The sequence below is a fragment of the Salmonella sp. 32120201201600049SM genome, from assembly GCF_017572835.1.
GTDB lineage: Bacteria > Pseudomonadota > Gammaproteobacteria > Enterobacterales > Enterobacteriaceae > Salmonella > Salmonella enterica.
In genome coordinates, this window is record NZ_JAGESA010000003.1 from 145,681 (window position 1) to 171,879 (window position 26,199).

Genomic DNA, 26,199 nt, shown 5'->3' on the forward strand with positions numbered 1-26,199 from the left:
GCACATCAGCGCGGCCTGAGGCTTTTACGCGTTTTCTTTCAGCCAGTTCAGCACCACATCATGGTGATTGCTGGTTTTAAAATCATTAAAGACGTGCTCAATCTTACCATCAGCGTCAATCAAAAAGCTGATGCGGTGAATGCCGTCATACGTTTTGCCCATAAACGACTTTTCGCCCCAGACGCCGAACTGTTCACACACCTGATGGTTTTCATCGGACAAAAGGGTAAAGTTCAGCAGCTCTTTTTCAGCGAAACGGGAGAGTTTTTCAGGTTTATCGGTGCTGATGCCCAGCACGTCCACGCCTGCTTTTTTAAGCTCGTCCATGTTATCGCGTAAGCCGCAGGCCTGCACGGTACAGCCGGGTGTCATGGCTTTTGGGTAGAAATAAACCAGAACGCGCTGTCCCTGGAAGTCGGTCAAATTTACTTGTTCCCCGTCTTGATCCGGCAAGCTAAATTTCGGTGCGATATCACCGGCTTTCAGTGGATTCATTACTTAACTCCATCCTGTTCATCATATTGTGAGTAATTGACGACGTTTATACTGCCTTGCGCATTGAGTTCTGTACATAGTGCTTTAAAGGCTTGCTCAATATTTGCGGAATTTTGCGACGCCGGGCTATGTGCGGTGATTTGAATAAATAATTGCGCAGCTTTATCACCTTCAGCCGGCTGTGTGCGGGAGACCAGCTCCGCAATATTCATTTCATGACTATTAAACAGCGCGGTGAATCGCTCAATTAAATGCGGGGAGTCGGCGACCTCAACCTGAACCCATACCGTCGCGGGCATTGCCGGGCGGGGGCGGTCGGACGTCCGTTTCATCACAATCAGCAGATCCAGCTCCGCGCCTTTTAACGGCAATGTCGATTCAATCAAGGTAATCGCGTTCCACGTGCCGGACAACAGCATAATAAACGTGAATTCATCGCCCAGCATCGCCAGTCGGCTGTCTTCGATATTACAGCCGCAACTGCTGACATGGCGAGTAATGGTATTCACAATACCGGGCCTGTCGGCGCCCAGCGCAGTGATAACCAAATAGTGTTGTGATGACGGTGTCAAACCAGTTATTCCTTTGAGCGGTGAGGTAATCTTAAGGAAACCATAAAAAAAACCTGCATACAACAATCAGAACGGCTTTGGTCGCTTGCTTTTATTGCCATACCAAACGTACCATTGAGAGACTTGTTTGCACAGAGGATGGCCCATGTTCACGGGAAGTATTGTCGCGCTTGTTACGCCGATGGATGAGAAAGGTAACGTCAGTAGGTCTTGCCTGAAAAAACTCATTGATTATCATGTCGCCAACGGTACCTCGGCGATTGTTTCGGTTGGCACTACCGGCGAGTCTGCCACGCTAAGCCATGATGAACATGGCGATGTCGTGATGATGACGCTGGAACTGGCTGACGGACGTATTCCGGTTATCGCCGGCACGGGCGCAAACGCGACCGCGGAAGCGATTAGCCTGACGCAGCGTTTTAACGATAGCGGCATTGTTGGCTGCCTGACGGTAACGCCGTACTACAATCGCCCCACGCAGGAAGGTTTGTTCCAGCATTTCAAAGCCATCGCGGAACACACTGACTTGCCGCAAATTCTGTATAATGTGCCGTCCCGTACCGGTTGCGACATGTTGCCGGAAACCGTGGGTCGTCTGGCGGAAATAAAAAATATTATCGCTATCAAAGAGGCGACAGGGAACTTAACCCGCGTTCACCAGATCAAAGAGCTGGTTTCAGACGATTTTATTCTGCTTAGCGGCGATGACGCGTCTGCGCTGGACTTTATGCAACTGGGTGGTCATGGCGTGATTTCCGTTACGGCTAACGTAGCGGCGCGCGATATGGCTGACATGTGCAAACTGGCGGCGGAAGGGCAATTTGCCGAGGCGCGCGCTATCAACCAGCGTCTGATGCCGTTACACAACAAACTATTTGTCGAACCCAATCCTATCCCGGTGAAATGGGCATGTAAGGCATTGGGTCTTGTGGCGACCGACACGCTGCGCCTGCCAATGACGCCTATCACGGACCATGGTCGTGACATCGTCAAAGCAGCGCTTCAGCATGCTGGCCTGCTGTAAAGTTTAGGGAGATTTGATGGCTTACTCAGTACAAAAGTCGCGCCTGGCGAAGGTTGCGGGTGTTTCGCTTGTTTTGCTGCTCGCTGCCTGTAGTTCCGATTCGCGCTACAAGCGCCAGGTAAGCGGCGATGAATCCTATCTGGATGCCGCGCCGCTTGCTGAACTTCACGCCCCGGCAGGAATGATCCTGCCGATAACGACCGGCGACTACGTTATTCCGGTCACGAAGGGGAGCGGCGCGGTTGGTAAGGCGTTGGATATCCGTCCGCCAGCGCAGCCGTTAGCGTTAGTGAGCGGCGCGCGTACCCAGTTCTCTGGCGATACCGCTACGCTATTGGTGGAAAATGGTCGTAGCAGCACGCTGTGGCCGCAAGTCGTCAGCGTGATTCAGGCGAAAAATTATCCGATTGAAAAACGTGACGATGCCAGCCAGACCCTGACGACCGATTGGGTGAGCTGGAACCGCCTGGATGAAGACGAACAGTATCGTGGACGTTATCAAATCTCGGTGAAGCCGCAGGGCTATCAGCAGGCGGTAACGGTAAAACTGGTTAATCTGGAACAGGCTGGCAAGCCGGTCGCTGACGCGGCGTCGCTGCAGCGCTATAGCACGGAAATGATGAACGTCATTTCCGCCGGTCTGGATAAGACCGCTACGGATGCGGCAAATGCCGCGCAGAACCGTTCCGCCGCAACGATGGATGTGCAGAGCGCCGCTGATGATACCGGTTTACCTATGCTGGTCGTTCGCGGTCCGTTCAACCTCGTGTGGCAGCGCCTCCCGGCCGCGCTGGAAAAAGTGGGCATGAAAGTCACCGACAGCACTCGCTCTCAGGGCAGCATGGCGGTAACGTACAAACCGTTGTCTGACAGCGACTGGCGGGATCTGGGCGCTAGCGACCCGGGCCTGGCATCCGGAGACTATAAATTGCAGGTCGGCGATTTAGATAACCGCAGCAGCTTGCAGTTTATCGATCCTAAGGGGCATACTCTGACGCAAAGCCAGAACGACGCGCTGGTTGCCGTCTTCCAGGCAGCGTTCAACAAGTAATTTAACAGGGCTGGAGTAATCCGGCCCTTTTTTCTGATAAGATACGCAAACGTGTGCGTCGGTACAAAAACGCGATTTAACCGCTATTTCGCACCACAATTACAGGCCGACGTCTCCGGCAGGCGTAGCAGGAAATGAATACTTATCGTTAATTCACACCCAGGAGTGTTAAAGATGCAAAAGCAAGCTGAGTTGTATCGTGGTAAAGCGAAAACCGTATACAGCACGGAAAACCCGGACCTGTTGGTGCTCGAATTCCGCAATGATACGTCAGCAGGGGATGGCGCGCGCATTGAACAGTTTGATCGCAAAGGCATGGTAAATAACAAATTCAACCATTTCATTATGACCAAACTGGCCGAGGCGGGCATCCCGACCCAGATGGAACGTTTGCTGTCTGATACCGAGTGTCTGGTGAAGAAGCTGGAGATGGTGCCGGTTGAATGTGTGGTGCGCAACCGTGCGGCAGGGTCGCTGGTCAAGCGTCTGGGCGTGGAAGAAGGCATGGAGCTTAACCCGCCGATCTTCGATCTGTTCCTGAAAAACGACGCGCTGCACGACCCGATGGTGAATAGTTCCTACTGTGAAACGTTCGGTTGGGTAAGTCAGGAAAATCTGGCGCGTATGAAAGAGCTAACCTACAAAGCCAACGACGTACTGAAAAAACTGTTTGATGACGCGGGTCTTATCCTGGTGGATTTCAAACTGGAGTTTGGCCTGTATAAAGGCGAAGTGGTGCTGGGCGATGAGTTTTCGCCGGACGGCAGCCGCCTGTGGGATAAAGAGACGCTGGACAAAATGGACAAAGACCGCTTCCGCCAGAGTCTGGGCGGTCTGATTGAAGCCTATGAAGCCGTCGCGCATCGCCTGGGCGTGAAATTAGATTAATTCCGCTTCTGACCGGGGGGCAACTGCTCTCCGGTATCATCCTTTCCTCATTCTGATAGCGTTTACCTGTGGTAATCCTGCGCCTGACCGCCTACGATCATCTGTATAACAAAGAGAGAATGAGGTGATTATGCGCTGGCAAGGGCGTCGTGAAAGTAACAATGTAGAGGACAGACGTAATCGGCCAGGCGGCCCCTCGCTGGGTGGCCCTGGCTTTCGTCTTCCGCGCGGAAAAGGCGGCATCATTCTGTTGGTGGTGGTGTTGGTCGCAGGGTACTATGGGGTGGATTTAACCGGTCTGTTGACCGGTCAGCCGGTTTCGCAGCAGCAGTCGACGCGTTCGATAAGCCCCAATGATGATGAAGCGGCAAAATTTACCTCGGTGATCCTGGCGACGACCGAAGATACCTGGGGGCAACTCTTTCAAAAAATGGGGCGCGGCTATCAGCAGCCAAAACTGGTGATGTACCGTGGTATGACGCGTACCGGCTGTGGTGCGGGTCAGTCCGTAATGGGGCCGTTTTACTGCCCGGCGGATGGCACCGTTTATATCGATCTCTCATTTTACGATGATATGAAAAATAAGCTGGGCGCGGACGGTGATTTTGCTCAGGGTTATGTCATCGCCCACGAAGTCGGCCACCACGTACAAAAACTGTTAGGTATTGAGCCGAAAGTACGCCAGTTGCAGCAAAACGCGTCGCAAACGGAGGTGAATCGCCTTTCGGTGCGCATGGAGCTACAGGCGGATTGCTTTGCCGGCGTGTGGGGACACAGTATGCAGCAGCAAGGCGTACTGGAGGCGGGCGATCTGGAAGAGGCGCTCAATGCCGCACAGGCTATCGGCGACGATCGCTTACAGCAACAGGGGCAGGGGCGCGTCGTGCCGGATAGTTTTACCCACGGCACCTCAGAACAGCGCTACAGCTGGTTTAAGCGTGGATTTGACAGCGGCGACCCGGCGCAATGTAATACATTTGGCAAAAACTTTTGATAAACCGGGGCAGGGATGTCTGATATCGATGCGCTACAGGCGTTAACGTCGCAAATGACACAGGAAGGTATTCGCCGTTTACTGGTCATCAGCGGCGACGCGGCGTGGTGCCGGGAGCGGGCCGAGGCGATACGCGCTGCGCTGCCCGGTGACTGGCTGTGGGTCGCGCCTGACGCGCCCGCCCAGCCGTGCTGTACGCCACAGGCGTTACAAACGCTGCTGGGCCGTGAATTCCGTCATGCGATATTTGATGCCTGGCAGGGCTTTGACGCCGCAGCGTTTGCCGCTCTGAGCGGGACCTTGCAGGCCGGAAGCTGGCTGCTTCTGCTGATGCCGCCGTACGAGACGTGGGAAAGCAGGCCTGATACCGATTCACTGCGCTGGAGCGACTGCGCGCAGCCTATCCCTACACCGCAGTTTGCACAGCATCTTAAACGGACTCTTTCCCGCGATCCGCAAACGCTGCTTTGGCGACAGCGCCAGCCGTTTTGCTGGCCATCTTATCCTTTCCGTGGACGCTGGCGACCCGCCACCGGCGAGCCGCAGCCGGAGCAGGCGGCTATCTTATCGCGTTTACGTGAAATGCCGCCCGGCGTGGCGACGGTGATTGCCCCCCGTGGGCGCGGCAAATCGGCGCTGGCCGGGCAATTCATCTCCCGGATGGCGGGCACGGCTATCGTGACCGCACCGGCGAAAACGGCAACGGATATCCTGGCAGCGTTTGCCGGTGAGCGGTTCTGCTTTATGGCGCCGGATGCGTTGCTGGCGAGCGGGGCAAGAGCCGACTGGCTGGTGGTTGACGAGGCGGCGGCAATCCCCGCGCCGCTGCTGCTGCAACTGGTTTCGCGCTTTCCCCGCATACTACTCACCACCACCGTTCAGGGCTACGAAGGCACCGGACGCGGTTTTTTACTTAAGTTTTGCGCCCGTTTTCCGCAGCTTCACCGCTTCACGCTTCGTCAGCCTGTCCGCTGGGCGCCAGAATGCCCGCTGGAAAATATCGTCAGCGAGGCGCTGATATTCGACGATGATGCGTTTGCGCAGGCGCCACATGGCGCGATAGCAATCTCGGCGTTTTACCAGCAGGCCTGGGGGGAGACGCCCGCGTTGCCGAGGGCTGTGTATCAGTTACTGTCGGGGGCGCACTATCGTACTTCGCCGCTGGATCTGCGCCGAATGATGGATGCGCCAGGACAGCATTTCTTGCAGGCTACGGCGAATAACCGTGTGGCGGGCGCCCTCTGGCTGGTCGAAGAGGGTGGGTTATCCGCAGAACTCAGTCAGGCTGTATGGTGCGGTTTCCGGCGTCCGCGTGGAAATCTGGTGGCGCAGTCGCTGGCGGCGCACGGTAGCGACCCTTTAGCCGCGACGCTGGTTGGGCGTCGCGTAAGCCGTATCGCGGTGCACCCCGCCCGCCAGCGCGAAGGCATCGGTCAGCAGTTGATTGCCTGCGCGTGCGTACAGGCGGCGCAGTGTGATTATCTTTCCGTCAGCTTTGGCTATACGCCGGAGCTGTGGCGTTTCTGGCAACGCTGCGGCTTTGTACTGGTACGGATGGGCAACCATCGGGAGGCGAGCAGCGGTTGCTATACGGCGATGGCGTTATTGCCGCTGAGCGACGCGGGAAAACGGCTGGCGCAGCAGGAACACCGACGTTTGCGCCGCGATGCGGATATCCTGACGCAGTGGAACGGCGAGGCGATACCGCTGGCGGCGTTAGATGAACAGGCGCTTAATGATGAAGACTGGCGTGAGCTGGTCGGTTTTGCGTTCGCGCACCGTCCGCTACTGACATCGTTAGGTTGCCTGCATCGTTTACTGCAATACAGCGCATTGCCATTACCGGCGCTGAGAGGGCGGCTGGAGGAAAAAGCCAGCGATGCCGAACTGTGCGCCCGGCTACGCATTTCAGGCCGTAAAGCTCTGCTGGCGTTGCAACGTGCGCAGGCGGCGCAGGCGCTGATTGCGTTGGATGCCGGACGAACGCAGCGTTTACGCGACGTAATGCCCGGCGGTGGGGAGCATGCCGGATAGCGATACCTGTCCGGCATGATATCCGGTTACTTTTTCGGCTGATCTTTCTTCGGCCAGTCGTCTTCATCGTCCCACTTATCGTTAAAATCGCGATGCGGGGGCAGCTCAGGTTTATTGGCAAGGAATTTCTTATGGTCGATGCGTTTGAGATCTTTGATCACATTCAGCAGTACGCCTACCAGAAACACCAATACCAGAATCCACCAATATTTTGCCAGCCAGTCCATGCTTATTTCCTCTTACCGGAACGCTCATCAGGCGACGAGCTGTTCCATAATGCGTTGATACATACGGGCCAGTAGCTGGAGATCGGCGGCATTCACACATTCATTAATTTTATGAATGGTGGCGTTCACCGGCCCCAGTTCTACCACCTGCGCTCCCATACGGGCGATAAAACGTCCGTCGGACGTACCGCCCGTCGTCAGTAATTGCGGTTTAATTTCATTATAGTGCTCAATGGCGTTTACTACCGCGTCCACCAGCTTGCCGCGTGCGGTCAGGAACGGCTGGCCGGAAAGCCACCAGTCTACGGTATAGCGTAGCTGATGCTTCTCAAGCAGCGCATGTACCCGCTCTTTGATCATCTCATCGGTCAGTTCCGTGCTGAAACGGAAGTTAAACTGCACGAACAGTTCGCCGGGAATGACATTATTGCTGCCGGTGCCTGCCTGGATATTGGCTACCTGCATACTGGTGGCCGGGAAAAAGTCATTGCCCCGATCCCACTCGATAGCGACCAGTTCATTAAGAAAAGGCGCGGCGCGATGAACAGGGTTATCCGCCAGATGCGGATAGGCGACGTGCCCCTGAACGCCATGAATAGTGAGGTTACAGGTGAGGGAACCGCGACGCCCGTTTTTGACGACATCGCCCACAATTTCAGTACTGGAAGGTTCGCCGACCAGACAGTAATCCAGCCGCTCGTTACGGGCCATCAGCGCTTCAACCACCTTTACGGTGCCATTTTTTGCGCTGGCTTCCTCATCAGAGGTAATCAAAAACGCGAGGCGGCCCCGGTGATGAGGATGCTGCGCAACAAAACGTTCAGCAGCCACCACCATGGCCGCCAGTGAACCTTTCATATCCGCCGCGCCGCGACCGAACAACATTCCGTCGCGAATCGTAGGCTCAAACGGCGGATTGATCCAGCGATCGACATCGCCAGCCGGTACGACGTCAGTATGCCCGGCGAACGCCAGCGTTTCGCCACGCCCACGCCATGCCCAAAAATTTTGCGTGTCGCCAAAATCCATATGCTCAATGGTAAAACCGATTTTACGAAGGCGTTCAATCATTAATGCCTGACAGCCTGCGTCATCCGGACTCAGGGAGGGGCGACGAATAAGTTGCTGTGTCAGCTCAATAACCGGGCACGACATAGACTACACCTCATCAAAAAACTGCTGATAACGGGATTCACTGAAACCAAGCAGCATAGGCTTCCCGGGCGCGCAGAGCAATGGGCGTTTGATGATTGCCGGCTGTTCAACCATGAGAGCAGCGGCGGAGTCGGCATCGGTAATCCCGCTGCGGTCGCCTTCATCCAGTTTGCGCCATGTTGTGCCGCGCGTATTCAGTAAAGGCTGCCAGCCGAGTTCGGCAATAAAGGTATTAAGAAGAGGGAGGTCTATGCCATCCACACGGTAATCGTGAAAACGATAATCAATGCCATGCTCCTCCAGCCAACGGCGCGCTTTTTTGATCGTGTCGCAATTCTTAATGCCATAGAGGGTAATCATATTGAATCCTTTAACGCGAAATTCGAATAAATAATCAATAGTATCGTCTGCGGGATAATAAGTGTGGCCGTTTATGGTTATTTATCCAGCGCTGATCGGCAATCAATATAACATTGTTGAGTGAATGTGAATAATGATTCCAAAACGTTCCAGATGTGGCTTGTTTATACTTCGCGGTATAAATCCTATTTTGTGCATATGCAATTGTTTGTTTTTTAACCCAATTTGATAAAGTAGTAGAAAAGGTATTAATGTTGCTAAATATTGCAGTAAGTCACATAAAATTTATGGCTACAGCGCCATAGTAATATCATAGACAGCATAACCAGAGGATATCGCAACAATCGGTTAAATGAACTTCTCTCTATACCGCTAACTACGTAGAATACCCATAATAATAAGAGAGGCTATTATGATTGAACGTGAACTGGGGAACTGGAAAGATTTTATCGAAGTCATGCTTCGTAAATAAATGCCTGGAAGGCACCGCGCTCCCATAGGGGATAAGAAAAGGCGACTCAACGAAAGTCGCCTTTTTTGTGCCCGGCACCTCGTATCAGGCTGGCCGGGATCTTATTCCGGGCGCGGCTTCAGCGGGAAGCGGCGACGTATCAGCACGAAAAACAGGGGTACAAAGAAGATAGCCAGAACGGTTGCTGAGATCATTCCCCCCATCACGCCGGTTCCGACAGCATGTTGGCTACCCGAGCCTGCCCCGGTGCTGGTGGCCATCGGCAATACGCCAAAGATAAACGCCAGCGAAGTCATCAGTATCGGTCGCAGGCGCTGGCGGCTGGCGTACAGCGTGGCGTCTAACAGCGCGTGTCCCTTCTGATTCATTTCGTTGGCGAATTCCACAATCAGAATCGCGTTTTTCGCCGAGAGGCCGATAACGGTCAACAGCCCCACCTGGAAGTAAACATCGTTTTCCAGCCCGCGCATCCAGGTGGCGAGTAACGCGCCGATGACCCCGAGCGGCACAACCAGCATCACCGAGAAGGGCACCGACCAGCTTTCATACAATGCCGCCAGACACAGGAAGACGACTAATAGCGAAATAGCGTACAGCGCGGGCGCCTGCGCGCCGGAGAGCCGTTCCTGGTAAGACATGGCTGTCCATTCCAGGCCAAAACCGCCCGGTAGCTGATGCACCAACGACTCCATGACATCCATCGCCGTCCCGGTACTGACCCCCGGCGCGGCCTCTCCGACAATTTCTACCGCCGAATAGCCGTTATAGCGTTCCAGACGCGGCGATCCGGTTTCCCAGCGCGAGGTGGCGAAGGCGGAGAAGGGGACCATGCCGCCATCTTTGTTACGGACATACCAAAGATTAATATCATCCGGCAACATACGATATTTCGCTGCGGCCTGAACATAGACCTTCTTCACGCGGCCCCGGTCCATAAAGTCGTTGACGTAGCTCGATCCCCAGGCTGTTTGCAGGGTGTCGTTGATATCGTCAATCGATACGCCCAGCGCCTGCGCTTTTCGTTGGTCAATATCAATTTGCAGTTGCGGGCTGTCGTCCAGGCCGTTGTGGCGCACGCGGGTCAAGGAACTGTTTTTCCCGGCCAGCTCAATGAGTTGATCTCGTGCGGCCATCAGCGCGTCATGGCCTGCTCCGGCGTGATCCTGTAATTCCATATCAAAACCGGCGGAGCTGCCCAGACCGCTAATTGCCGGCGGGCTGCTGGCGAAGACGCGAGCTTCTTTAATCTGGTTAAATGCTTTTGTCGCCCGCTCAATAATGGCGAACGAGGAGCCGGTGGTGGGATCGCGCGCGTCCCAGTCTTTCAAGCGAACAAACATGCGCGCGACGTTTTGCCCATTCCCGCCAGGGCCGGAACCTACCGTCGAGAAGACCGACATAATGTTGTCTTTCTCATGGGTGAAGTAATAGTTTTCAACCTTTTCAACGACTTTCAGGGTCTGCTGTTGCGTAGAACCGCTCGGTAGCTGGATAGACGTAGTGAACATGCCCCGATCTTCCTGCGGCAGAAAGGAGGTGGGAAGGCGCAAAAACAGGAACACCATGCCGCCAAGCAACAGAACATAAATCAGAATCCAGCGCAGGCTGCGATGCAAAATTTTCGCTACGCCTTTCTCATAACGTTCGGCATTACGATTGAAGGTACGGTTAAACCAGCCGAAAAATCCGCGTTGCCCGTGCTGCTCGCCTTTGTGCAGCGGTTTTAATAACGTTGCGCACAACGCTGGCGTCAGGATCATGGCGACCAGCACCGACAGCACCATTGCCGAGACAATGGTAATAGAAAACTGACGATAAATCGCCCCGGTGGTACCGCCAAAGAACGCCATCGGCACGAATACCGCAGACAGCACCATCGCGATACCGACCAGCGCCCCCTGGATTTGTCCCATGGATTTGCGCGTCGCTTCACGCGGCGTGAGCCCTTCTTCGCTCATGATACGTTCGACGTTTTCCACCACCACGATGGCATCGTCGACCAGGAGCCCGATCGCCAGCACCATCGCGAACATGGTTAATGTGTTAATACTGTAGCCAAACGCGTAAAGCACGGAGAAGGTGCCCATTAATACTACCGGCACGGCGATCGTCGGAATTAGCGTGGCGCGAAAGTTTTGCAGGAACAGATACATCACCAGGAAAACCAGCGCGATAGCTTCCAGCAACGTTTTGACCACATCGATAATCGAGGCTTTGACAAAGGAGGTGGTTTCATACGCGATCTTGTATTCCAGGCCGTGAGGGAAGTACTGCGCCAGCTCGTTGAGGCGATCCAGTACCAGCTTCGCGGTCGCCATTTCGTTCGCGCCGGAGGCCAGCTTAACGCCAAGACCGGAAGCCGGATTGCCGTTAAAACGGCTGAGGTAGTCATATTTTTCCGCCCCCAGCTCCACGGTGGCGACATCGCCCAGTTTGACCTCGGAACCGTCCTGATTAACGCGCAGGGTGATATCGCGAAATTGTTGCGGCGTTTGCAGCAGTGACTGCGCATTAATGGTGGCGTTCAGCGCCTGCTTGTCGACCGAAGGCGTACCGCCAAGCTGCCCGACGGCGATTTGCGCATTCTGCGACTCAATCGCATCGGTCACGTCTTTCGTGGTCATCTGAAAACTATTCAATTTGGCCGGATCGAGCCAGATACGCATAGAGTACTGTGAACCATAAGCGTCAATATCGCCCACGCCGTTGACGCGGCTGAGCGGGTCCTGAATATTACTGGCGACGTAGTCGGCGATATCCTGCTTGTCCATAGAACCGTCGGTAGAGACGAAAGCGATGGTCAAAATATTGGTATCGCCCGTTTTGCGTACCGTGACGCCTTGATCCTGTACCGCCTGCGGCAGTTTACGCATCGCGGACTGTAACTGGTTTTGCACCTGCTGAACCGCCTCATCAGGATCGGTTCCCGCAATAAAGCTCAGGGTGATGGTCGCCTGTCCGGTTCCGCTGCTTTGTGATGACATGTACATCAGATTATCGAGGCCCGTCATATTCTGCTCAATAACCTGGGTTACGGTATTTTCCAGCGTTTGCGCCGACGCTCCCGGATAATTCGCGGTAATACGTACGTTGGGCGGTGCCAGATCGGGATATTGTTCAACAGGTAAAGAAAAAATGGCTAACGCCCCTGTCAGACACAACAGGATAGCCAGCACCCAGGCAAAAATGGGGCGATCGATAAAAAAATTCGCCATTAAAGGGGAACCTCGTGTTTCTACATATCGTTATAGATTTGAACTGCTTCACTGTAGCGGCAAGCTACGAGCCAAACGTGGAGAAATAAAGGAGATAATGTAAATTATCATGCGCTTTTACAGCATACTTTTTGTGCCAACGCCGGAAAGCCTGACATCTGGCTTTCCGGCGATTTGCCGTTCTTTACGTTAACTGACTCTCTTCCTTGTTGGAGGAGCGAAAACTGATACTGACCAGCGTGCCGCCGCCGGAGGGTTGCGAAAAATTCAGCGTGCCGCCAAGGCGCTCCGCGCGCTCACGCATTATATTCAGACCATAGTGTCCGGCAGGCTCATGCGGTTCGCCGATACCAATGCCATTATCGCGAATATAAACGGTATGATCGCCGTCAGGCGCGGTGACGCAGCTCACGGCGATTTCGCTCGCGTTGGCGTGTTTAATGGCGTTCAGGACCGCTTCACGCACAATTTGCAACAAATGCACCTGCATTTGCGCATCCAGCGCCAGCGTGGGTAAACGGCAATCCAACGTGAGTTTGGCCGGGGTCTGACTCTGTAAATCTTCCAGCATTTCATGCAATGCGGAGGGTAAATCGGCCTGCTGTAACGTCAGACGGAACGTGGTGAGTAGCTCGCGAAGCTGACGGTAGGCGTCGTTCAGCGCTCTGGAAAAATCCGCCATGATGCTTTGCGCGCCGGCGTTATCTTCTGGAATGGCGCGCTTCAAAAGCGTTAACTGAATACGTAAATAAGAAAGTACCTGCGCCAGCGAATCGTGTAGCTCACGGGCAATCGTCGCGCGCTCTTCCATTAACAAAAGTTGCTGGAAGTGTTTTTGCGCCTGATTAAAGTACAAACCACGCCCCAGCATCGTGGAGACGCTGTTCAGCAGCGGCGTAGAGGCATTAACGTTGGGGCTTTGCCAGTGGAGTTCGCCATAGACCGTGTCCTGCATCGTCACTGGCAGCATTTGCATCGGCAGGTCGGGGCTTTGCGTGCCTTCGCTAATCCGCCAGTTATCGCCCACGGTTAACTCCAGATACCAGGCGGCGTCATGTTCACGGACAATTTGCAAAATATGGCGAAAACAGTGGACGTCGATTTGGCTGGTATTCAGCGCCTGAGAGCACTGGTATAACACCTCCAGGCGGCGGTGCGCTTCGTGCAGATCGTGCGTTTTTTCTTCCACCGAGGCTTCCAGCGAACGATAAAGTTTATGCAGCTCGCTCGACATCTGACTAAACGTTTTCGCCAACAATCCCAGCTCATTGGGTAAGCTGGTATCCAGCGGCAGCGGGGCGAACTGACCATGTTCAATTCGCTGACTGGCGGTGACCAGTTGATTCAGCGGGCGAACGACCTGCTGGCGAATACGCCGTAGGGTAAAAAAGACCAGCGTAAATATGCCGATACCGCCCGCCAGCGATATGGCGACGACCAGCATGACTTTACGCTCGGCGTAATGCTGTAATGCCAGAACGAAGAGATCAATTTGATCGACGTAATTGTTGATATTGGTCTGATACCAGGCAATGTCGCCGTCCTGTAGGCGGCTATTCATCTCCAGCCAGTTGGCGTGCAGGCGCGCGTAGCGAGTTTTCACCGCCTGCGGCACATACCAGGCGTTGAGATTTTGCAGTACCGGCGAGTTGAGCGCGTGCTGGAAAAGTTGACGATGCGCATTAATCTGCGGGCTACGGCTTTGCAGATCGTAACCCAGCCGATAGCTCTGCATTCGTAGCGAACCGGCGATATTGATCGCTTCGGCATCCCGTAAACTGCTGGTCAGCGTCAGTAATGCGCTGCCGGTGGACAGAATAGACAACAGCACAATATAGAAAAAAGCCTTAGCCAGACTGGCCGAGACCGGGCGTTTAACCGTCACACTGGTACTCCCCGCATTTAGCTGAACCGCAATTTCATTTGCTTTGAAATAAATTGATCTGCCACAGGTTCTGGACAGATAGTTGTGCTTCCTGGGCAGATGAACATTGCCGACCCCGCCTTCGTCAGTTAATAACAATGCTCATATAAAGAATAAGGTTTTTGCAACCAAAACAGAAGGACGCCATGAATCGTTTTATTATGGCCAATAGCCAGCAGTGTCTGGGCTGCCATGCCTGCGAGGTCGCCTGCGTAATGGCTCACAATGATGAGCGACATGTCCTGACGTCACAGCGCTATCAGCCCCGAATTACTGTCATCAAACATCAGCGCCAGCGCAGCGCGGTTACATGTCACCATTGCGAAGATGCGCCCTGCGCCCGTAGCTGTCCGAACGGCGCGATCGCGCATATTAACGACAGCGTGCAGGTCAATGCGCAGAAGTGCATCGGCTGTAAATCCTGCGTCGTCGCCTGCCCATTCGGCACCATGCAGATGGTATTGACGCCCGTCGCGCCAAACCAGTTCAAAGCCAGCGCGCATAAATGCGATCTGTGTCAGGGACGTGAACAGGGTCCGGCCTGTGTGGACAATTGCCCGGCGGATGCGCTGCAACTGGTCACCGAAGACTCGTTGACCCGTCTGGCTAAAACGCGACGGCTGCGTACCGCCCGGCAGGAGATTCGCCCCTGGCATACCGTGGATACACAACACAGTGGGACAGCAAGCAGCAAAGTCGAGCGTATGCAGGCGACGCCGCCGCGCGGCGAACCGGATAAACTGGCGATTGAAGCGCGTAAAACCACCTTTGAGGAAATTTATCTGCCGTTTCGCGCCGCGCAGGCGGAGCGTGAAGCGTCCCGCTGCCTCACATGCGGGGAACACAGTATCTGCGAATGGACCTGTCCGCTGCATAACCATATTCCCCAGTGGATCGAACTGGTGAAAGCTGGCGATATTGATGCGGCGGTAGAGCTTTCTCACCAGACCAACTGCCTGCCGGAAATTACCGGGCGCGTTTGTCCGCAGGACCGGCTATGCGAAGGCGCGTGTACACTCCGCGATGAGTATGGCGCGGTTACCATCGGCAACATTGAGCGCTATATCTCCGATCGCGCTCTGAGCAAAGGCTGGCGTCCCGACCTGTCGGACGTACAGAAGAGCGATAAGCGCGTGGCGATTATCGGCGCCGGGCCGGCAGGTCTTGCCTGCGCTGACGTGCTGGCGCGCCATGGCGTAAGCGCCACCGTCTACGATCGCCATCCGGAAATCGGCGGTTTGCTCACCTTTGGTATTCCGGCTTTCAAACTGGATAAATCTCTGCTGGCGCGCCGTCGGGAAATCTTCAGCGCGATGGGGATTCGTTTCGAGCTTAACTGCGAAGTAGGGAAAGATATTTCTCTGGAGACGCTGCTGGAAAGTTATGACGCCGTCTTTGTCGGGGTAGGGACCTACCGTTCCATGAAGGCTGATTTACCGAATGAAGACGCGCCGGGGGTATATGATGCGTTGCCATTCCTCATCGCCAATACCAAACAGGTGATGGGGCTTCCGGCGTTGCCTGACGAGCCGTTTATTGATACTGCGGGTCTTAACGTGGTTGTGCTGGGCGGCGGTGACACCGCAATGGACTGCGTACGTACGGCGCTGCGTCATGGCGCTGCCAACGTCACCTGCGCTTATCGCCGCGATGAGGCCAATATGCCGGGGTCGAAAAAAGAGGTGAAAAACGCGCGGGAAGAGGGCGCGAACTTTGAATTTAACGTTCAGCCAGTTGAGTTGGTGCTGGATACGCACGGGCGCGCCAGCGGTATTCGCTTTTTGCGTACGCGGCTTGGCGAACCGGATGGTCAGGGGCGACGCCGCCCGGTACCTGTACCGGACAGCGAGTTCGTGATGCCGGCGGATGCGGTCATTATGGCGTTTGGTTTTCATCCGCATGGTATGTCGTGGCTGGAATCGCATGGCGTGAAGGTGGATAACTGGGGACGTATTGCCGCCAGCGTCGAGAGCGAGTTTCGTTACCAGACGTCCAACCCGAAAATTTTCGCTGGCGGCGATGCGGTGCGCGGCGCCGATCTGGTGGTGACGGCGATGGCAGAAGGCCGACATGCCGCGCAGGGGATACTCGACTGGTTAGCTAAATAAGCGTATTTGTAGGCCGGTTAAGGCCTGGAACGGTTAAATGATTGAGTGATAAAAAATCTTAAACTTATTGGCTAACCTTACTCCGTTTGCAGAAATGTTGACGCTCGCAGGGCTGGACGCCCTGCGATAAACATTTTTCCGTCGGGTCGACGTTTAACAGGCCTGATGAGGCCAATCTTAGTATTGAAAATAGAGTGTAAATTGAAGGAAGGGACGCTATCAGAATCCCTTCTTAGAGCCTATCCCATTAGGGCTATTTTACTTGCCATTTTGGTCCTTGGCAGTGCTCCCCAAAACGCGTTAGCGTTTTGAACGCCGCTTGCGGCGGCCCGAAGGGCGAGCGTAGCGAGTCAAACCTCACGTACTACGTGTACGCTCCGGTTTTTGCGCGCTGTCCGTGTCCAAACTGGCTGCGCCAATAACGCCTACAGAGATAGGCTCTTAATTTTTATTTTAAGGAACCATATATCTGGTCAACAATCCAGCCATACGTCGCCGCAGGTAATAATCCACTGACAAAAACATTCGGATTCACTTTAGGATTTGCTACCGGCGAGTGCGGCCTGTTACCTAAAATCACAATCGCCATATGATTAACCGGATCGATAGACGTCAGCGTGCCGGTCCATCCGGTATGTCCATACGTTTGCGGACTGGCTAATACCCCGAACGTGGGGGTCATTGAGGCGTTGCCGTTAACGCGCCACCCCAGACCAAAGGTAGCGTCTTCTGGCGAGCGGCGAGTAAACTGCGCAACTGTTTTGTCGTCGAATAGCTTCACGTTACCGTAGCCGCCCCCATTGAGCATGACTTGCATTAACACAGCCATATCATGGGTATCAGAAAACAGTCCGGCGTGTCCTGAAACGCCGCCCATTGAGTACCAGGCTTTTTCATCATGTACCTGGCCCCATAGTGTATTGGTGCGAATATTGGGGAAATGAATCACGCCGTCACGCGTATTGCCGTGTAGTTCCGTTGCGGCGATTTGCGGCGGCGTGAAGCCTTTCATCAGCGGGTTAAAGACGGTATGTTTTAATCCGAGCGGTTTATAAATGGTGGTTTCGACGTAGCGATCTAATGGCATTGCCGTTATCGATTCAATGATAAAACCAAGAATCATATAATCCACGTCGCTGTAGATATGCTTCGACCCAGGTTGATATTCCAGCGGTGTCTTTTTAATCATCTCCAGAGTAGTGCTTTTACTCTGTGAAAATAATTTACCGGCGACGTTTTTATTGGGATATTGTGGGTCGGCAGGAAAGCCCGCGACGTGATGAAGAATATCAATAATGCGGAGTTTATCTTTGCCTTTTATTTTATCCCCAGGCATATCCTTAAAGCCGGGGATATATTTTGATACCAAATCATTGACATCTATTTTTCCTTCATACACTAGTTTTTGCAATGCGAAGTTAGTGGCATACATTTTTGTGTTTGAAGCCAGATCATACATCGTGTTAGTGGTCGCCCGAATGGGATGGGCTAACAGCGTGGAACCGTCATATTTTTTGGCATAGCCCCAGGCTTTTTGTAGAACAATATGATTATCTTTTATCACCAGAAGATTGATGCTGGGATATCCGGCATCAATTTGATTTTGAATCCAGCCATCAAGTCGGTGAAGTTTTTGGCTATCAAACCCCACCTGTTCAGGGCTCGCGGTGGTCAATACCGGATACTCAACGGCAAAAGCTGAAAGGGAAAACGTCAGTAGAACCGTCGCAACGAGAGTAAATTTCATGATGATTCCCTCAGTCTCACTCCGGCCGTCAAATCATATCGCGAGCATGGACTCTGCGGCCCGGAGAAGCAGAATATGGTCATGGCAGTGACAGAAAAATATGGCTGTACGTCCGTTCAGTCGGCATTAAGGATTAACCCTTCAGCAGACAAAACCGACCTCACGGCGTAATATTAATGCTCTTTTTACACCCTGGAGCCAGCATGTCGCAAACCATTACGCTTATTAAGGATAAAATTCTTTCTGATAATTATTTTACTCTGCGCAACATTACCTATGACCTGACCCGTCGTAATGGCGAGGTTATCCGTCACAAGCGTGAGGTTTACGATCGCGGGAATGGCGCAACCATTCTGCTTTACAACTCAACTAAAAAAACCGTGCTTCTGGTTCGCCAGTTTCGCGTGGCGACATGGGTCAACGGTAATCAAGACGGTATGTTAATTGAAACCTGCGCTGGCCTGCTTGATAACGACGAGCCGGAGGTCTGTATCCGTAAAGAGGCCATTGAAGAGACAGGGTATGACGTTGGTGAGGTACGCAAGATATTTGAGCTGTATATGTCGCCAGGCGGCGTCACGGAGCTGATTCATTTCTTCATTGCCGAATATCATGATAGCGAGCGTGCCAGCATCGGCGGCGGCGTGGAGGACGAAGAGATTGAGGTGCTTGAACTGCCGTTTTCCCGGGCGCTGGAAATGGTGCGCTCAGGTGAGATTCGGGACGGTAAGACCGTGTTATTGCTTAACTATTTACAGACGTCTCATCTAATGGACTGAAAAAAAAGAAATATATTTCTTTACACAAAAAAGACCAATCCGATAAATCTGATTGAGAACCCTGAGGCGCGCAAGGAAGATACCGCCTTAGCTGTGTTGTTCTGAATCTGGGGTTGTTCCGTTCATGCGCTACCGCGTTATTCTTTTTTGTCTGTTTGGCCTGTTGCCGGTCCAGCTACTGTGGGCTGCGCCAGCGCAACGGACTTTTTCCGACTGGCAGGTCACCTGCAATAACCAAAATTTTTGCGTAGCGCGCAATACTGGCGAACATCATGGGCTGGTGATGACATTAAGCCGCAGCGCCGGGGCGCGTACCGATGCGGTACTGCGTATCGATCGCGGCGGTTTGGCGCCGCCCGACGCTAAAGAAGCCGCAATTGCGCCTCGCTTATTGCTGGATGGCAAACCGCTTTCGTTCAACAGTCCACACTGGCGCGTGTCGCCCTGGCATCTCATGACCGGCGATCCTGCCACCATCACCGCATTTTTACAGACGATTCAGGATGCACAGGCTATCACCTTAAAAAACGGCGTTCAGACGCTTTCGCTGGCGGGATTAAAAGCGGCATTACTGTTTATCGACGCGCAACAAAAACGTGTGGGCAGCGAAACCGCCTGGATTGAAAAAGGAAACGAACCGCCGCTCAGCGTGCCCCCGGCACCGGCATTGAAGGGGATCGCCGTGATTAATCCAACGCCCGTACCGCTGAGTGAGGAAGAACGCGACGATCTGCTGGACTACGCAGCATGGCGGGTAAACGGCATTCGTTGTTCGCTTGACCCGCTGCGTCGCGAGACGCAGGTCAGCGCGTTGACGGATGATAAAGCGTTATTGATTGTTAACTGCGAAGCCGGCGCCTATAACACTATTGATCTCGCCTGGGTAGTTTCACGCAAAAAAACGCTCGCCTCGCGCGCCGTACGTTTGCGGCTGCCGTTTAATCGCGGCGTCGAAAGTAATGACATGGAGTTGATGAACGCCTTCTTTGACGAGAAAACGCGCGAGCTGGTGACGTTGGCGAAAGGGCGGGGGTTAACCGACTGTGGTATCCAGACGCGCTGGCGCTATGATGGCGATCGTTTTCGTCTGGTACGTTATGCCGAAGAACCGAGCTGCGATAGCTGGCACGGGCCGGATGCCTGGCCTACGCTGTGGATCACGCGTTGAATCCTGGTTGTTATCCCCTTTTCAGAATAGGGATACACCTATTGAGGTTTCATTTATGGTATAGAGATTGCTACGTTACGGTAGGATTGTTACTTTACCCGATAGCCTCACCACAGCAGGAAATAGTATGAAAATAAATAATGGCCCCGTATTATGCCCCCATTGTGGCTGCCTGAGCGCTTATTATGAAATAGATCGGCTGGCGGCGATAAGAGAAAAAGTGAATAAAGAAGGCGGATCAGCGGCGTGGGATTCAACATTGCAGGCGCATAAAAAAAAGGCCTTTTGCCTGATGTGCCATAAATCCATTGATGAGGTCGTCATCGGGCAGTCAGATGCGCCTGAGTCTACGAAGTAATTTTGCACAGCCTACAGAACAGGTCTGCAGACTGCGCAAAGTCTGTGTTGCTAACGCTCGCCTTAGCCTTTGATGTTTAGCACCCGGCGGGCTTTTTCTACAATATTTTCCACGGTAAAGCCAAAATACGGGAACAGTTTGTCAGCCGGGGCGGATTCACCGTATCCCGTCATGCCGATAATTGCGCCTTTTAGGCCAACATATTTATACCAGTAGTCGGCTATACCGGCTTCCACCGCGACGCGGGCGGTCACGTGCGCCGGTAGCACTGATTCGCGATATGCCTCGTCCTGCGCATCGAAAATATCCGTTGAAGGCAACGACACCACGCGAACGTTATGCCCCTCGCCAGTCAATTTTTCCGCCGCCTGTAGGGTAATTTCCATTTCCGATCCGGTAGCGATCAGAATGATATCCGGCTTGCCGCCGCTATCTTTCAGAATATAACCGCCGCGGGCAATCGCTTTCACCTGTTCCGGCGTGCGTTCCACCTGCGCCAGATTCTGCCGCGAGAGAATCAACGCCGTCGGCCCGTGGTGACGTTCAATGGCCAGCTTCCAGCCGACCGCCGCCTCAACCTGATCGCAGGGACGCCAGGTGCTGAAGTTTGGCGTTAAGCGCAGGCTCGCCAGTTGTTCCACGGCCTGGTGCGTCGGGCCATCTTCGCCCAAACCGATGGAGTCGTGGGTATAGACCATAATCTGCCGGGCTTTCATTAAGGCCGCCATACGTGCCGCGTTACGCGCATATTCGACAAACATCAGAAACGTGGCGGTATACGGTACAAAGCCGCCGTGGTGGGCGATGCCGTTGGCAATGGCGGTCATGCCGAATTCGCGCACGCCATAGTGGATGTAATTACCTGCCGGATCCTCTTTCAACGAGGTCGAACCTTTCCAGATAGTCAGGTTGCTCGGCGCCAGATCCGCCGATCCGCCCAACAGTTCCGGCAACAGGGGACCATAGGCATTGAGCGTATTTTGCGATGCTTTACGGGTGGCGATTTTGGCCGGATTAGCCTGCAAGTCGTTAATAAATTTTTGCGTGGCGGATTCCCATGCCTCCGGCAGTCCGCCGCTCATCCGGCGGGTAAACTCTGCGGCCAGCTCAGGATAAGCCTTCTCATAAGCAGCAAACTTTTCCTGCCACTGCTGCTGCGCTTTCTCGCCTTTTTCACGGCCATCCCACGCGCGGTAAATCTCTTTTGGGATCTCAAACGCCGGATGGTGCCATCCCAGCTTCTGGCGGGTCAGCGCCACCTCTTCTTCGCCCAGCGCCGCGCCGTGCGACTCCTCCTTCCCGGCTTTATTCGGCGAGCCAAAACCTATCACCGTCCGACAGATAATTAGCGAAGGTTTATCTTTTACGCTCTGGGCTTCGAGAATGGCTTTTTTCACCGCTTCCGGATCGTGCCCGTCAATGTCATGCACGACATGCCAGTGGTAGGCTTCAAAACGTTTGGCGGTATCGTCGGTAAACCAGCCTTCGGTTTCGCCATCAATGGAGATGCCGTTGTGATCGTAAAAGCCGATCAGTTTGCCCAGTCCCAGCGTACCAGCCAGCGAACACACCTCATGCGAGATCCCCTCCATCAGACAGCCGTCGCCCATAAAGACATAGGTGTAGTGGTCGACAATCTCATGGTCCGGCCGGTTGAACTGTGCGCCTAACGTACGCTCGGCAATCGCCAGCCCGACGGCATTCGCCAGCCCCTGGCCCAGCGGTCCGGTGGTGGTTTCAACGCCGGGCGTATAGCCAATCTCCGGGTGACCTGGCGTTTTAGAGTGCAGTTGACGGAAGTTTTTTAACTCCTCCAGCGGCAGGTCATAACCGGTTAAATGCAGCAGACTATAGAGCAGCATGGAGGCGTGACCGTTGGAAAGGATAAAACGATCACGGTCATACCAGGTCGGATCGGTGGGGTTATGTTTAAGAAAATCGTTCCATAGCACTTCAGCGATATCCGCCATCCCCATCGGCGCGCCGGGGTGCCCGGAATTGGCTTTTTGAACGGCATCCATGCTCAGCGCACGAATCGCATTGGCAAGGTCTTTACGGGACATAAATCACTCCATGCAAGGTTTATAGTTTGGCGGCAAGCAGGTCTTCCAGTTTGCGCTGGTCAACGGCAAAAAGACGGATACCTTCCGACAGCTTCTCTACGGCCATCGCGTCCTGATTATGTTCCCAGCGGAACTCCGCTTCCGTCATTGGCATAGGACGGTGGAACATCTGCGAGGAAGGCACCAGTTTACGGATCACCGGTTCTTCTTTTTCTTTCAGCTCTTTAAGCAGGTTAGGGGAGATAGTCAGTCGATCGCAGCCGGTTAGCGCGAGGATTTGCTCAGTACGGCGGAAACTTGCACCCATCACGATGGTTTCATAGCGATGTTGTTTAAAGTAATCGTAGATATTGCGTACCGATTTCACGCCGGGATCTTCCTCCACGACATACGGCTCCAGTGGACTACGCGCCTGATACCAGTCGTAAATTCGGCCCACGAACGGAGAGATTAAATAGACGCCCGCTTCGGCGCAGGCGCGCGCCTGGGCAAAAGAGAACAACAACGTCAGGTTGCAATTAATGCCTTCTTTTTCGAGCTGTTCGGCGGCGCGAATACCTTCCCAGGTCGCGGCGAGCTTGATCAGAATGCGTGATTTATCAACATCCTGCTGCTGGTAGAGATCCACCAGATGGCGTGCTTTCTCGATACTTTTTTCTTTATCGAACGATAACCGCGCGTCGACTTCAGTGGAGACGCGACCGGGAATACTTTTCAGTATTTCCGCGCCAAAATTAACCGCCAGTTTATCGCTGGCTGCCGCAACCTGCTGTTCCTGCGTACCGCCGTGTTTTTTCCCCCAGGCAATCGCATCCTCAATCAAATGACCATACTGCTCAAGCCCGGCGGCTTTTAACAGTAAAGAGGGATTTGTCGTGGCATCCTGCGGCTGGTAGTGGCGGATGGACTCAATGTCGCCGCTGTCGGCGACGACGGTAGTGAATTGTTTGATGCCGTCTAGCTGGTTCATAGGAAATACTCCTTGAAAAGTAAAGTGTTAGATGAGTGTGTTGATTCACACTTCTGAAAGATTGATACACTACATAACCAAAAAGCATAGCAGACAGGCATGGTATTGCTGGTATAAGCAGGTAACATGGCCGTTATAAGTTGATAACAAACTCTTGCGCCGTGTCGTGATAGTTTGCAGACCTTCAAAGTTTGTGTTGCGCAGTACGGTGATAATGTGCGGCGCACCAGGCCGCGTCACTTTTTGAACGATACGTGAAAGGAACAACAAGATGGATGAGCAGTTAAAACAAAGCGCCCTTGATTTCCACGAATTTCCGGTACCCGGTAAAATTCAGGTTTCTCCGACTAAGCCCCTTGCCACCCAACGCGATCTGGCGTTGGCTTACTCGCCAGGCGTGGCGGCGCCCTGCCTGGAAATCGAAAAAGATCCGCTGGCAGCCTACAAATACACCGCGCGTGGCAACCTTGTCGCGGTCATTTCCAACGGTACAGCGGTGCTGGGGTTAGGCAACATTGGCGCGCTGGCCGGCAAGCCGGTCATGGAAGGCAAAGGCGTTCTGTTTAAAAAATTCGCCGGCATCGATGTGTTTGACATTGAAGTCGATGAGCTTGATCCGGACAAATTTATCAATGTGGTCGCAGCGCTGGAGCCGACCTTTGGCGGCATTAACCTCGAAGACATTAAAGCGCCAGAATGTTTCTATATTGAGCAGAAACTGCGCGAGCGCATGAACATCCCGGTTTTCCATGACGATCAGCACGGAACGGCGATCATTAGTACTGCCGCCATTCTTAATGGCCTGCGAGTCGTAGAGAAAAATATTTCCGACGTGCGGATGGTCGTCTCCGGCGCAGGGGCGGCGGCAATCGCTTGTATGAACCTGCTGGTCGCGTTGGGGATGCAAAAGCACAACATCGTGGTGTGCGACTCTAAGGGCGTTATTTACAAAGGCCGTGAGCCGAATATGGCGGAGACCAAAGCGGCCTATGCGGTAGACGACAGCGGCAAGCGCACGCTGGATGAAGTCATTGACGGCGCGGATATTTTCCTCGGCTGTTCAGGCCCGAAAGTGCTGACTCAGGAGATGGTGAAGAAAATGGCCCGCGCGCCAATGATTCTGGCGCTGGCTAACCCGGAACCGGAAATTCTGCCGCCGCTGGCGAAAGAAGTGCGCCCGGACGCCATTATCTGTACCGGTCGTTCCGACTATCCGAACCAGGTGAACAACGTATTGTGCTTCCCGTTTATCTTCCGCGGCGCACTGGACGTCGGCGCGACGGCGATCAACGAAGAGATGAAACTGGCGGCGGTCCGTGCGATTGCCGAGCTGGCGCACGCCGAACAGAGCGAAGTGGTGGCCTCGGCCTATGGCGATCAGGACCTGAGCTTTGGGCCGGAATACATTATTCCGAAACCGTTTGACCCGCGTCTGATTGTCAAAATCGCTCCGGCGGTCGCGAAAGCGGCAATGGATTCCGGCGTGGCGACGCGCCCGATTGCTGACTTTGATGCCTATATCGATAAACTGACCGAGTTTGTCTACAAAACCAACTTGTTCATGAAGCCGATCTTCTCGCAGGCACGCAAAGATCCGAAGCGCGTAGTGCTGCCGGAAGGGGAAGAGGCGCGCGTGCTGCACGCAACCCAGGAGTTGATCACCCTGGGGCTGGCGAAACCCATCCTGATCGGACGTCCGAGCGTGATCGAAATGCGTATCCAGAAACTGGGGCTACAGATCAAAGCGGGCGTTGATTTCGAGATCGTGAATAATGAATCCGATCCGCGCTTCAAAGAGTACTGGAGCGAGTATTACCAGATCATGAAGCGTCGCGGGGTAACTCAGGAACAGGCGCAGCGTGCGATGATCGGCAACCATACGGCCATTGGCGCGATCATGGTGCAGCGTGGGGAAGCGGATGCGATGATCTGCGGCACCATTGGCGACTACCATGAGCATTTCAGCGTCGTGAAAGCCGTCTTTGGCTACCGTGACGGCGTGCATACGGCAGGGGCGATGAACGCCTTACTGCTGCCAAGCGGCAACACTTTTATCGCCGATACTTATGTTAACGAAGATCCCACGCCGGAACAGTTGGCGGAGATCGCCGTAATGGCGGCGGAAACCGTTCGCCGCTTTGGTATTGAGCCGAAAGTCGCGCTGTTGTCGCACTCTAACTTTGGTTCCTCAAATTCGCTGTCCGCCAGCAAAATGCGCGAAACCCTTGAGCGGGTACGCGAACGAGCGCCCGATCTGATGATTGACGGTGAGATGCACGGTGATGCGGCGTTGGTGGAAAGTATTCGTAATGACCGGATGCCGGATAGCCCGCTGAAGGGAGCCGCCAATATTCTGGTGATGCCGAATATGGAAGCCGCCCGCATTAGTTACAACTTACTCCGCGTCTCCAGTTCCGAAGGCGTCACGGTCGGTCCGGTCCTGATGGGCGTGTCTAAACCGGTACATGTATTAACGCCGATCGCCTCTGTACGCCGTATCGTGAATATGGTGGCGTTAGCGGTAGTTGAAGCGCAAACCACGCCGCTTTAATAACGCATTACTCTCTCTTCTGGCGCAGGTTCTCCTGCGCTTTT

Annotated in this window: 21 protein-coding genes; 11 read left to right on the plus strand and 10 right to left on the minus strand. The window is 54.0% G+C overall.

What is annotated here, in order from left to right; genetic code table 11:
* Positions 1 to 24 precede the first annotated feature (24 nt).
* Together bcp and J4650_RS09070 are read right to left on the minus strand one after the other, a co-directional pair.
* Positions 25 to 495, minus strand: coding sequence for a thioredoxin-dependent thiol peroxidase (gene bcp / locus J4650_RS09065; RefSeq protein WP_001068686.1), 471 nt, complete (start codon positions 493 to 495; stop codon positions 25 to 27).
* The gene (locus J4650_RS09070) at positions 495 to 1,067 is read right to left on the minus strand and encodes a glycine cleavage system transcriptional repressor (protein ID WP_023993731.1); all 573 of its coding nucleotides are present in this window, start codon (positions 1,065 to 1,067) and stop codon (positions 495 to 497) included. Before J4650_RS09070 ends, bcp begins: the two co-directional genes overlap by 1 nt.
* A 145-nt stretch (positions 1,068 to 1,212) precedes the next feature.
* Between J4650_RS09070 and dapA the strand changes: the two genes are divergently transcribed.
* From dapA to tmcA, 5 genes are all read left to right on the plus strand, one after another.
* The gene (dapA, locus tag J4650_RS09075) at positions 1,213 to 2,091 is read left to right on the plus strand and encodes a 4-hydroxy-tetrahydrodipicolinate synthase (RefSeq protein ID WP_000494019.1); all 879 of its coding nucleotides are present in this window, start codon (positions 1,213 to 1,215) and stop codon (positions 2,089 to 2,091) included.
* Between the two features lie 16 nt (positions 2,092 to 2,107).
* Positions 2,108 to 3,142, plus strand: coding sequence for an outer membrane protein assembly factor BamC (gene bamC, locus J4650_RS09080; protein WP_000331880.1), 1,035 nt, complete (start codon positions 2,108 to 2,110; stop codon positions 3,140 to 3,142).
* A gap of 174 nt (positions 3,143 to 3,316) precedes the next feature.
* On the plus strand, positions 3,317 to 4,030 hold the full coding sequence (purC, locus tag J4650_RS09085) for a phosphoribosylaminoimidazolesuccinocarboxamide synthase (protein WP_001171630.1): 714 nt from the start codon (positions 3,317 to 3,319) through the stop codon (positions 4,028 to 4,030).
* 130 nt (positions 4,031 to 4,160) lie between these two features.
* Positions 4,161 to 5,024 carry a neutral zinc metallopeptidase gene (locus tag J4650_RS09090; protein ID WP_001267523.1) on the plus strand — a complete coding sequence of 288 codons (864 nt, stop codon included), beginning with the start codon at positions 4,161 to 4,163 and terminating at the stop codon, positions 5,022 to 5,024.
* 15 nt (positions 5,025 to 5,039) lie between these two features.
* A complete protein-coding gene (gene tmcA, locus J4650_RS09095) occupies positions 5,040 to 7,058 on the plus strand; it encodes a tRNA cytosine(34) acetyltransferase TmcA (protein ID WP_023993732.1) in 2,019 nt (672 codons plus the stop codon).
* 26 nt (positions 7,059 to 7,084) lie between these two features.
* On the opposite strand, the gene J4650_RS09100 is transcribed toward tmcA, so the two are convergent.
* From J4650_RS09100 to J4650_RS09110, 3 genes are read right to left on the minus strand one after another with little or no spacing between them, the layout of a single operon-like run.
* On the minus strand, positions 7,085 to 7,285 hold the full coding sequence (locus J4650_RS09100; RefSeq protein WP_000383839.1) for a YpfN family protein: 201 nt from the start codon (positions 7,283 to 7,285) through the stop codon (positions 7,085 to 7,087).
* Between the two features lie 27 nt (positions 7,286 to 7,312).
* Entirely contained in the window at positions 7,313 to 8,440 is a 1,128-nt protein-coding gene (dapE, locus tag J4650_RS09105; protein WP_001277825.1) for a succinyl-diaminopimelate desuccinylase, read from the minus strand.
* Between the two features lie 3 nt (positions 8,441 to 8,443).
* Positions 8,444 to 8,800, minus strand: a complete 357-nt coding sequence (locus J4650_RS09110) for an ArsC family reductase (RefSeq protein WP_000631923.1) — start codon at positions 8,798 to 8,800, stop codon at positions 8,444 to 8,446.
* 412 nt (positions 8,801 to 9,212) lie between these two features.
* On the opposite strand from J4650_RS09110, the gene ypfM reads away from it, so the two are divergent.
* The gene (ypfM, locus tag J4650_RS09115) at positions 9,213 to 9,272 is read left to right on the plus strand and encodes a protein YpfM (protein ID WP_001386977.1); all 60 of its coding nucleotides are present in this window, start codon (positions 9,213 to 9,215) and stop codon (positions 9,270 to 9,272) included.
* Between the two features lie 101 nt (positions 9,273 to 9,373).
* On the opposite strand, the gene acrD is transcribed toward ypfM, so the two are convergent.
* Together acrD and narQ are read right to left on the minus strand one after the other, a co-directional pair.
* Positions 9,374 to 12,487 (minus strand): multidrug efflux RND transporter permease AcrD, encoded by a 3,114-nt coding sequence (gene acrD, locus J4650_RS09120; RefSeq protein WP_001263077.1) that lies wholly within the window; start codon positions 12,485 to 12,487, stop codon positions 9,374 to 9,376.
* 184 nt (positions 12,488 to 12,671) lie between these two features.
* A complete protein-coding gene (narQ, locus tag J4650_RS09125) occupies positions 12,672 to 14,372 on the minus strand; it encodes a nitrate/nitrite two-component system sensor histidine kinase NarQ (RefSeq protein WP_000216814.1) in 1,701 nt (566 codons plus the stop codon).
* A gap of 185 nt (positions 14,373 to 14,557) precedes the next feature.
* Here narQ and aegA point away from each other — a divergent pair, with 185 nt between their 5' ends.
* Positions 14,558 to 16,519 (plus strand): formate-dependent uric acid utilization protein AegA, encoded by a 1,962-nt coding sequence (gene aegA / locus J4650_RS09130; protein WP_023993733.1) that lies wholly within the window; start codon positions 14,558 to 14,560, stop codon positions 16,517 to 16,519.
* Between the two features lie 448 nt (positions 16,520 to 16,967).
* Here aegA and pbp4b read toward each other — a convergent pair whose 3' ends face one another.
* Positions 16,968 to 18,266: a penicillin binding protein PBP4B gene (gene pbp4b / locus J4650_RS09135; protein ID WP_023993734.1), complete on the minus strand. Its 1,299-nt coding sequence runs from the start codon at positions 18,264 to 18,266 to the stop codon at positions 16,968 to 16,970.
* Positions 18,267 to 18,469: 203 nt separating this feature from the next.
* Here pbp4b and nudK point away from each other — a divergent pair, with 203 nt between their 5' ends.
* The 3 genes from nudK to J4650_RS09150 all read left to right on the plus strand — a co-directional run bounded on the left by nudK (position 18,470) and on the right by J4650_RS09150 (position 20,571).
* Complete coding sequence (gene nudK, locus J4650_RS09140) at positions 18,470 to 19,045, plus strand: GDP-mannose pyrophosphatase NudK (RefSeq protein ID WP_000084033.1); 576 nt, start codon at positions 18,470 to 18,472, stop codon at positions 19,043 to 19,045.
* Between the two features lie 124 nt (positions 19,046 to 19,169).
* Positions 19,170 to 20,213: a DUF1176 domain-containing protein gene (locus J4650_RS09145; RefSeq protein ID WP_001270669.1), complete on the plus strand. Its 1,044-nt coding sequence runs from the start codon at positions 19,170 to 19,172 to the stop codon at positions 20,211 to 20,213.
* A gap of 127 nt (positions 20,214 to 20,340) precedes the next feature.
* Positions 20,341 to 20,571: a hypothetical protein gene (locus tag J4650_RS09150; RefSeq protein WP_000700635.1), complete on the plus strand. Its 231-nt coding sequence runs from the start codon at positions 20,341 to 20,343 to the stop codon at positions 20,569 to 20,571.
* A 62-nt stretch (positions 20,572 to 20,633) separates the two neighbouring features.
* On the opposite strand, the gene tkt is transcribed toward J4650_RS09150, so the two are convergent.
* Positions 20,634 to 22,634, minus strand: a complete 2,001-nt coding sequence (tkt, locus tag J4650_RS09155; RefSeq protein WP_000087325.1) for a transketolase — start codon at positions 22,632 to 22,634, stop codon at positions 20,634 to 20,636.
* Positions 22,635 to 22,653: 19 nt separating this feature from the next.
* Entirely contained in the window at positions 22,654 to 23,604 is a 951-nt protein-coding gene (gene tal / locus J4650_RS09160) for a transaldolase (protein ID WP_023993735.1), read from the minus strand.
* 271 nt (positions 23,605 to 23,875) lie between these two features.
* On the opposite strand from tal, the gene maeB reads away from it, so the two are divergent.
* Entirely contained in the window at positions 23,876 to 26,155 is a 2,280-nt protein-coding gene (maeB, locus tag J4650_RS09165) for an NADP-dependent oxaloacetate-decarboxylating malate dehydrogenase (RefSeq protein WP_000344299.1), read from the plus strand.
* The last annotated feature ends 44 nt before the right edge of the window (positions 26,156 to 26,199 follow it).

Bases quoted from the DNA above. Each gene is read 5' to 3' on its own strand.
- bcp (WP_001068686.1), bottom strand. From the start codon at position 495: ATGAATCCACTGAAAGCCGGTGATATCGCACCGAAATTTAGCTTGCCG.
- dapA (WP_000494019.1), top strand. From the start codon at position 1,213: ATGTTCACGGGAAGTATTGTCGCGCTTGTTACGCCGATGGATGAGAAA.
- bamC (WP_000331880.1), top strand. From the start codon at position 2,108: ATGGCTTACTCAGTACAAAAGTCGCGCCTGGCGAAGGTTGCGGGTGTT.
- purC (WP_001171630.1), top strand. From the start codon at position 3,317: ATGCAAAAGCAAGCTGAGTTGTATCGTGGTAAAGCGAAAACCGTATAC.
- J4650_RS09090 (WP_001267523.1), top strand. From the start codon at position 4,161: ATGCGCTGGCAAGGGCGTCGTGAAAGTAACAATGTAGAGGACAGACGT.
- tmcA (WP_023993732.1), top strand. From the start codon at position 5,040: ATGTCTGATATCGATGCGCTACAGGCGTTAACGTCGCAAATGACACAG.
- J4650_RS09100 (WP_000383839.1), bottom strand. From the start codon at position 7,285: ATGGACTGGCTGGCAAAATATTGGTGGATTCTGGTATTGGTGTTTCTG.
- dapE (WP_001277825.1), bottom strand. From the start codon at position 8,440: ATGTCGTGCCCGGTTATTGAGCTGACACAGCAACTTATTCGTCGCCCC.
- J4650_RS09110 (WP_000631923.1), bottom strand. From the start codon at position 8,800: ATGATTACCCTCTATGGCATTAAGAATTGCGACACGATCAAAAAAGCG.
- acrD (WP_001263077.1), bottom strand. From the start codon at position 12,487: ATGGCGAATTTTTTTATCGATCGCCCCATTTTTGCCTGGGTGCTGGCT.
- aegA (WP_023993733.1), top strand. From the start codon at position 14,558: ATGAATCGTTTTATTATGGCCAATAGCCAGCAGTGTCTGGGCTGCCAT.
- pbp4b (WP_023993734.1), bottom strand. From the start codon at position 18,266: ATGAAATTTACTCTCGTTGCGACGGTTCTACTGACGTTTTCCCTTTCA.
- nudK (WP_000084033.1), top strand. From the start codon at position 18,470: ATGTCGCAAACCATTACGCTTATTAAGGATAAAATTCTTTCTGATAAT.
- J4650_RS09145 (WP_001270669.1), top strand. From the start codon at position 19,170: ATGCGCTACCGCGTTATTCTTTTTTGTCTGTTTGGCCTGTTGCCGGTC.
- J4650_RS09150 (WP_000700635.1), top strand. From the start codon at position 20,341: ATGAAAATAAATAATGGCCCCGTATTATGCCCCCATTGTGGCTGCCTG.
- tkt (WP_000087325.1), bottom strand. From the start codon at position 22,634: ATGTCCCGTAAAGACCTTGCCAATGCGATTCGTGCGCTGAGCATGGAT.
- tal (WP_023993735.1), bottom strand. From the start codon at position 23,604: ATGAACCAGCTAGACGGCATCAAACAATTCACTACCGTCGTCGCCGAC.
- maeB (WP_000344299.1), top strand. From the start codon at position 23,876: ATGGATGAGCAGTTAAAACAAAGCGCCCTTGATTTCCACGAATTTCCG.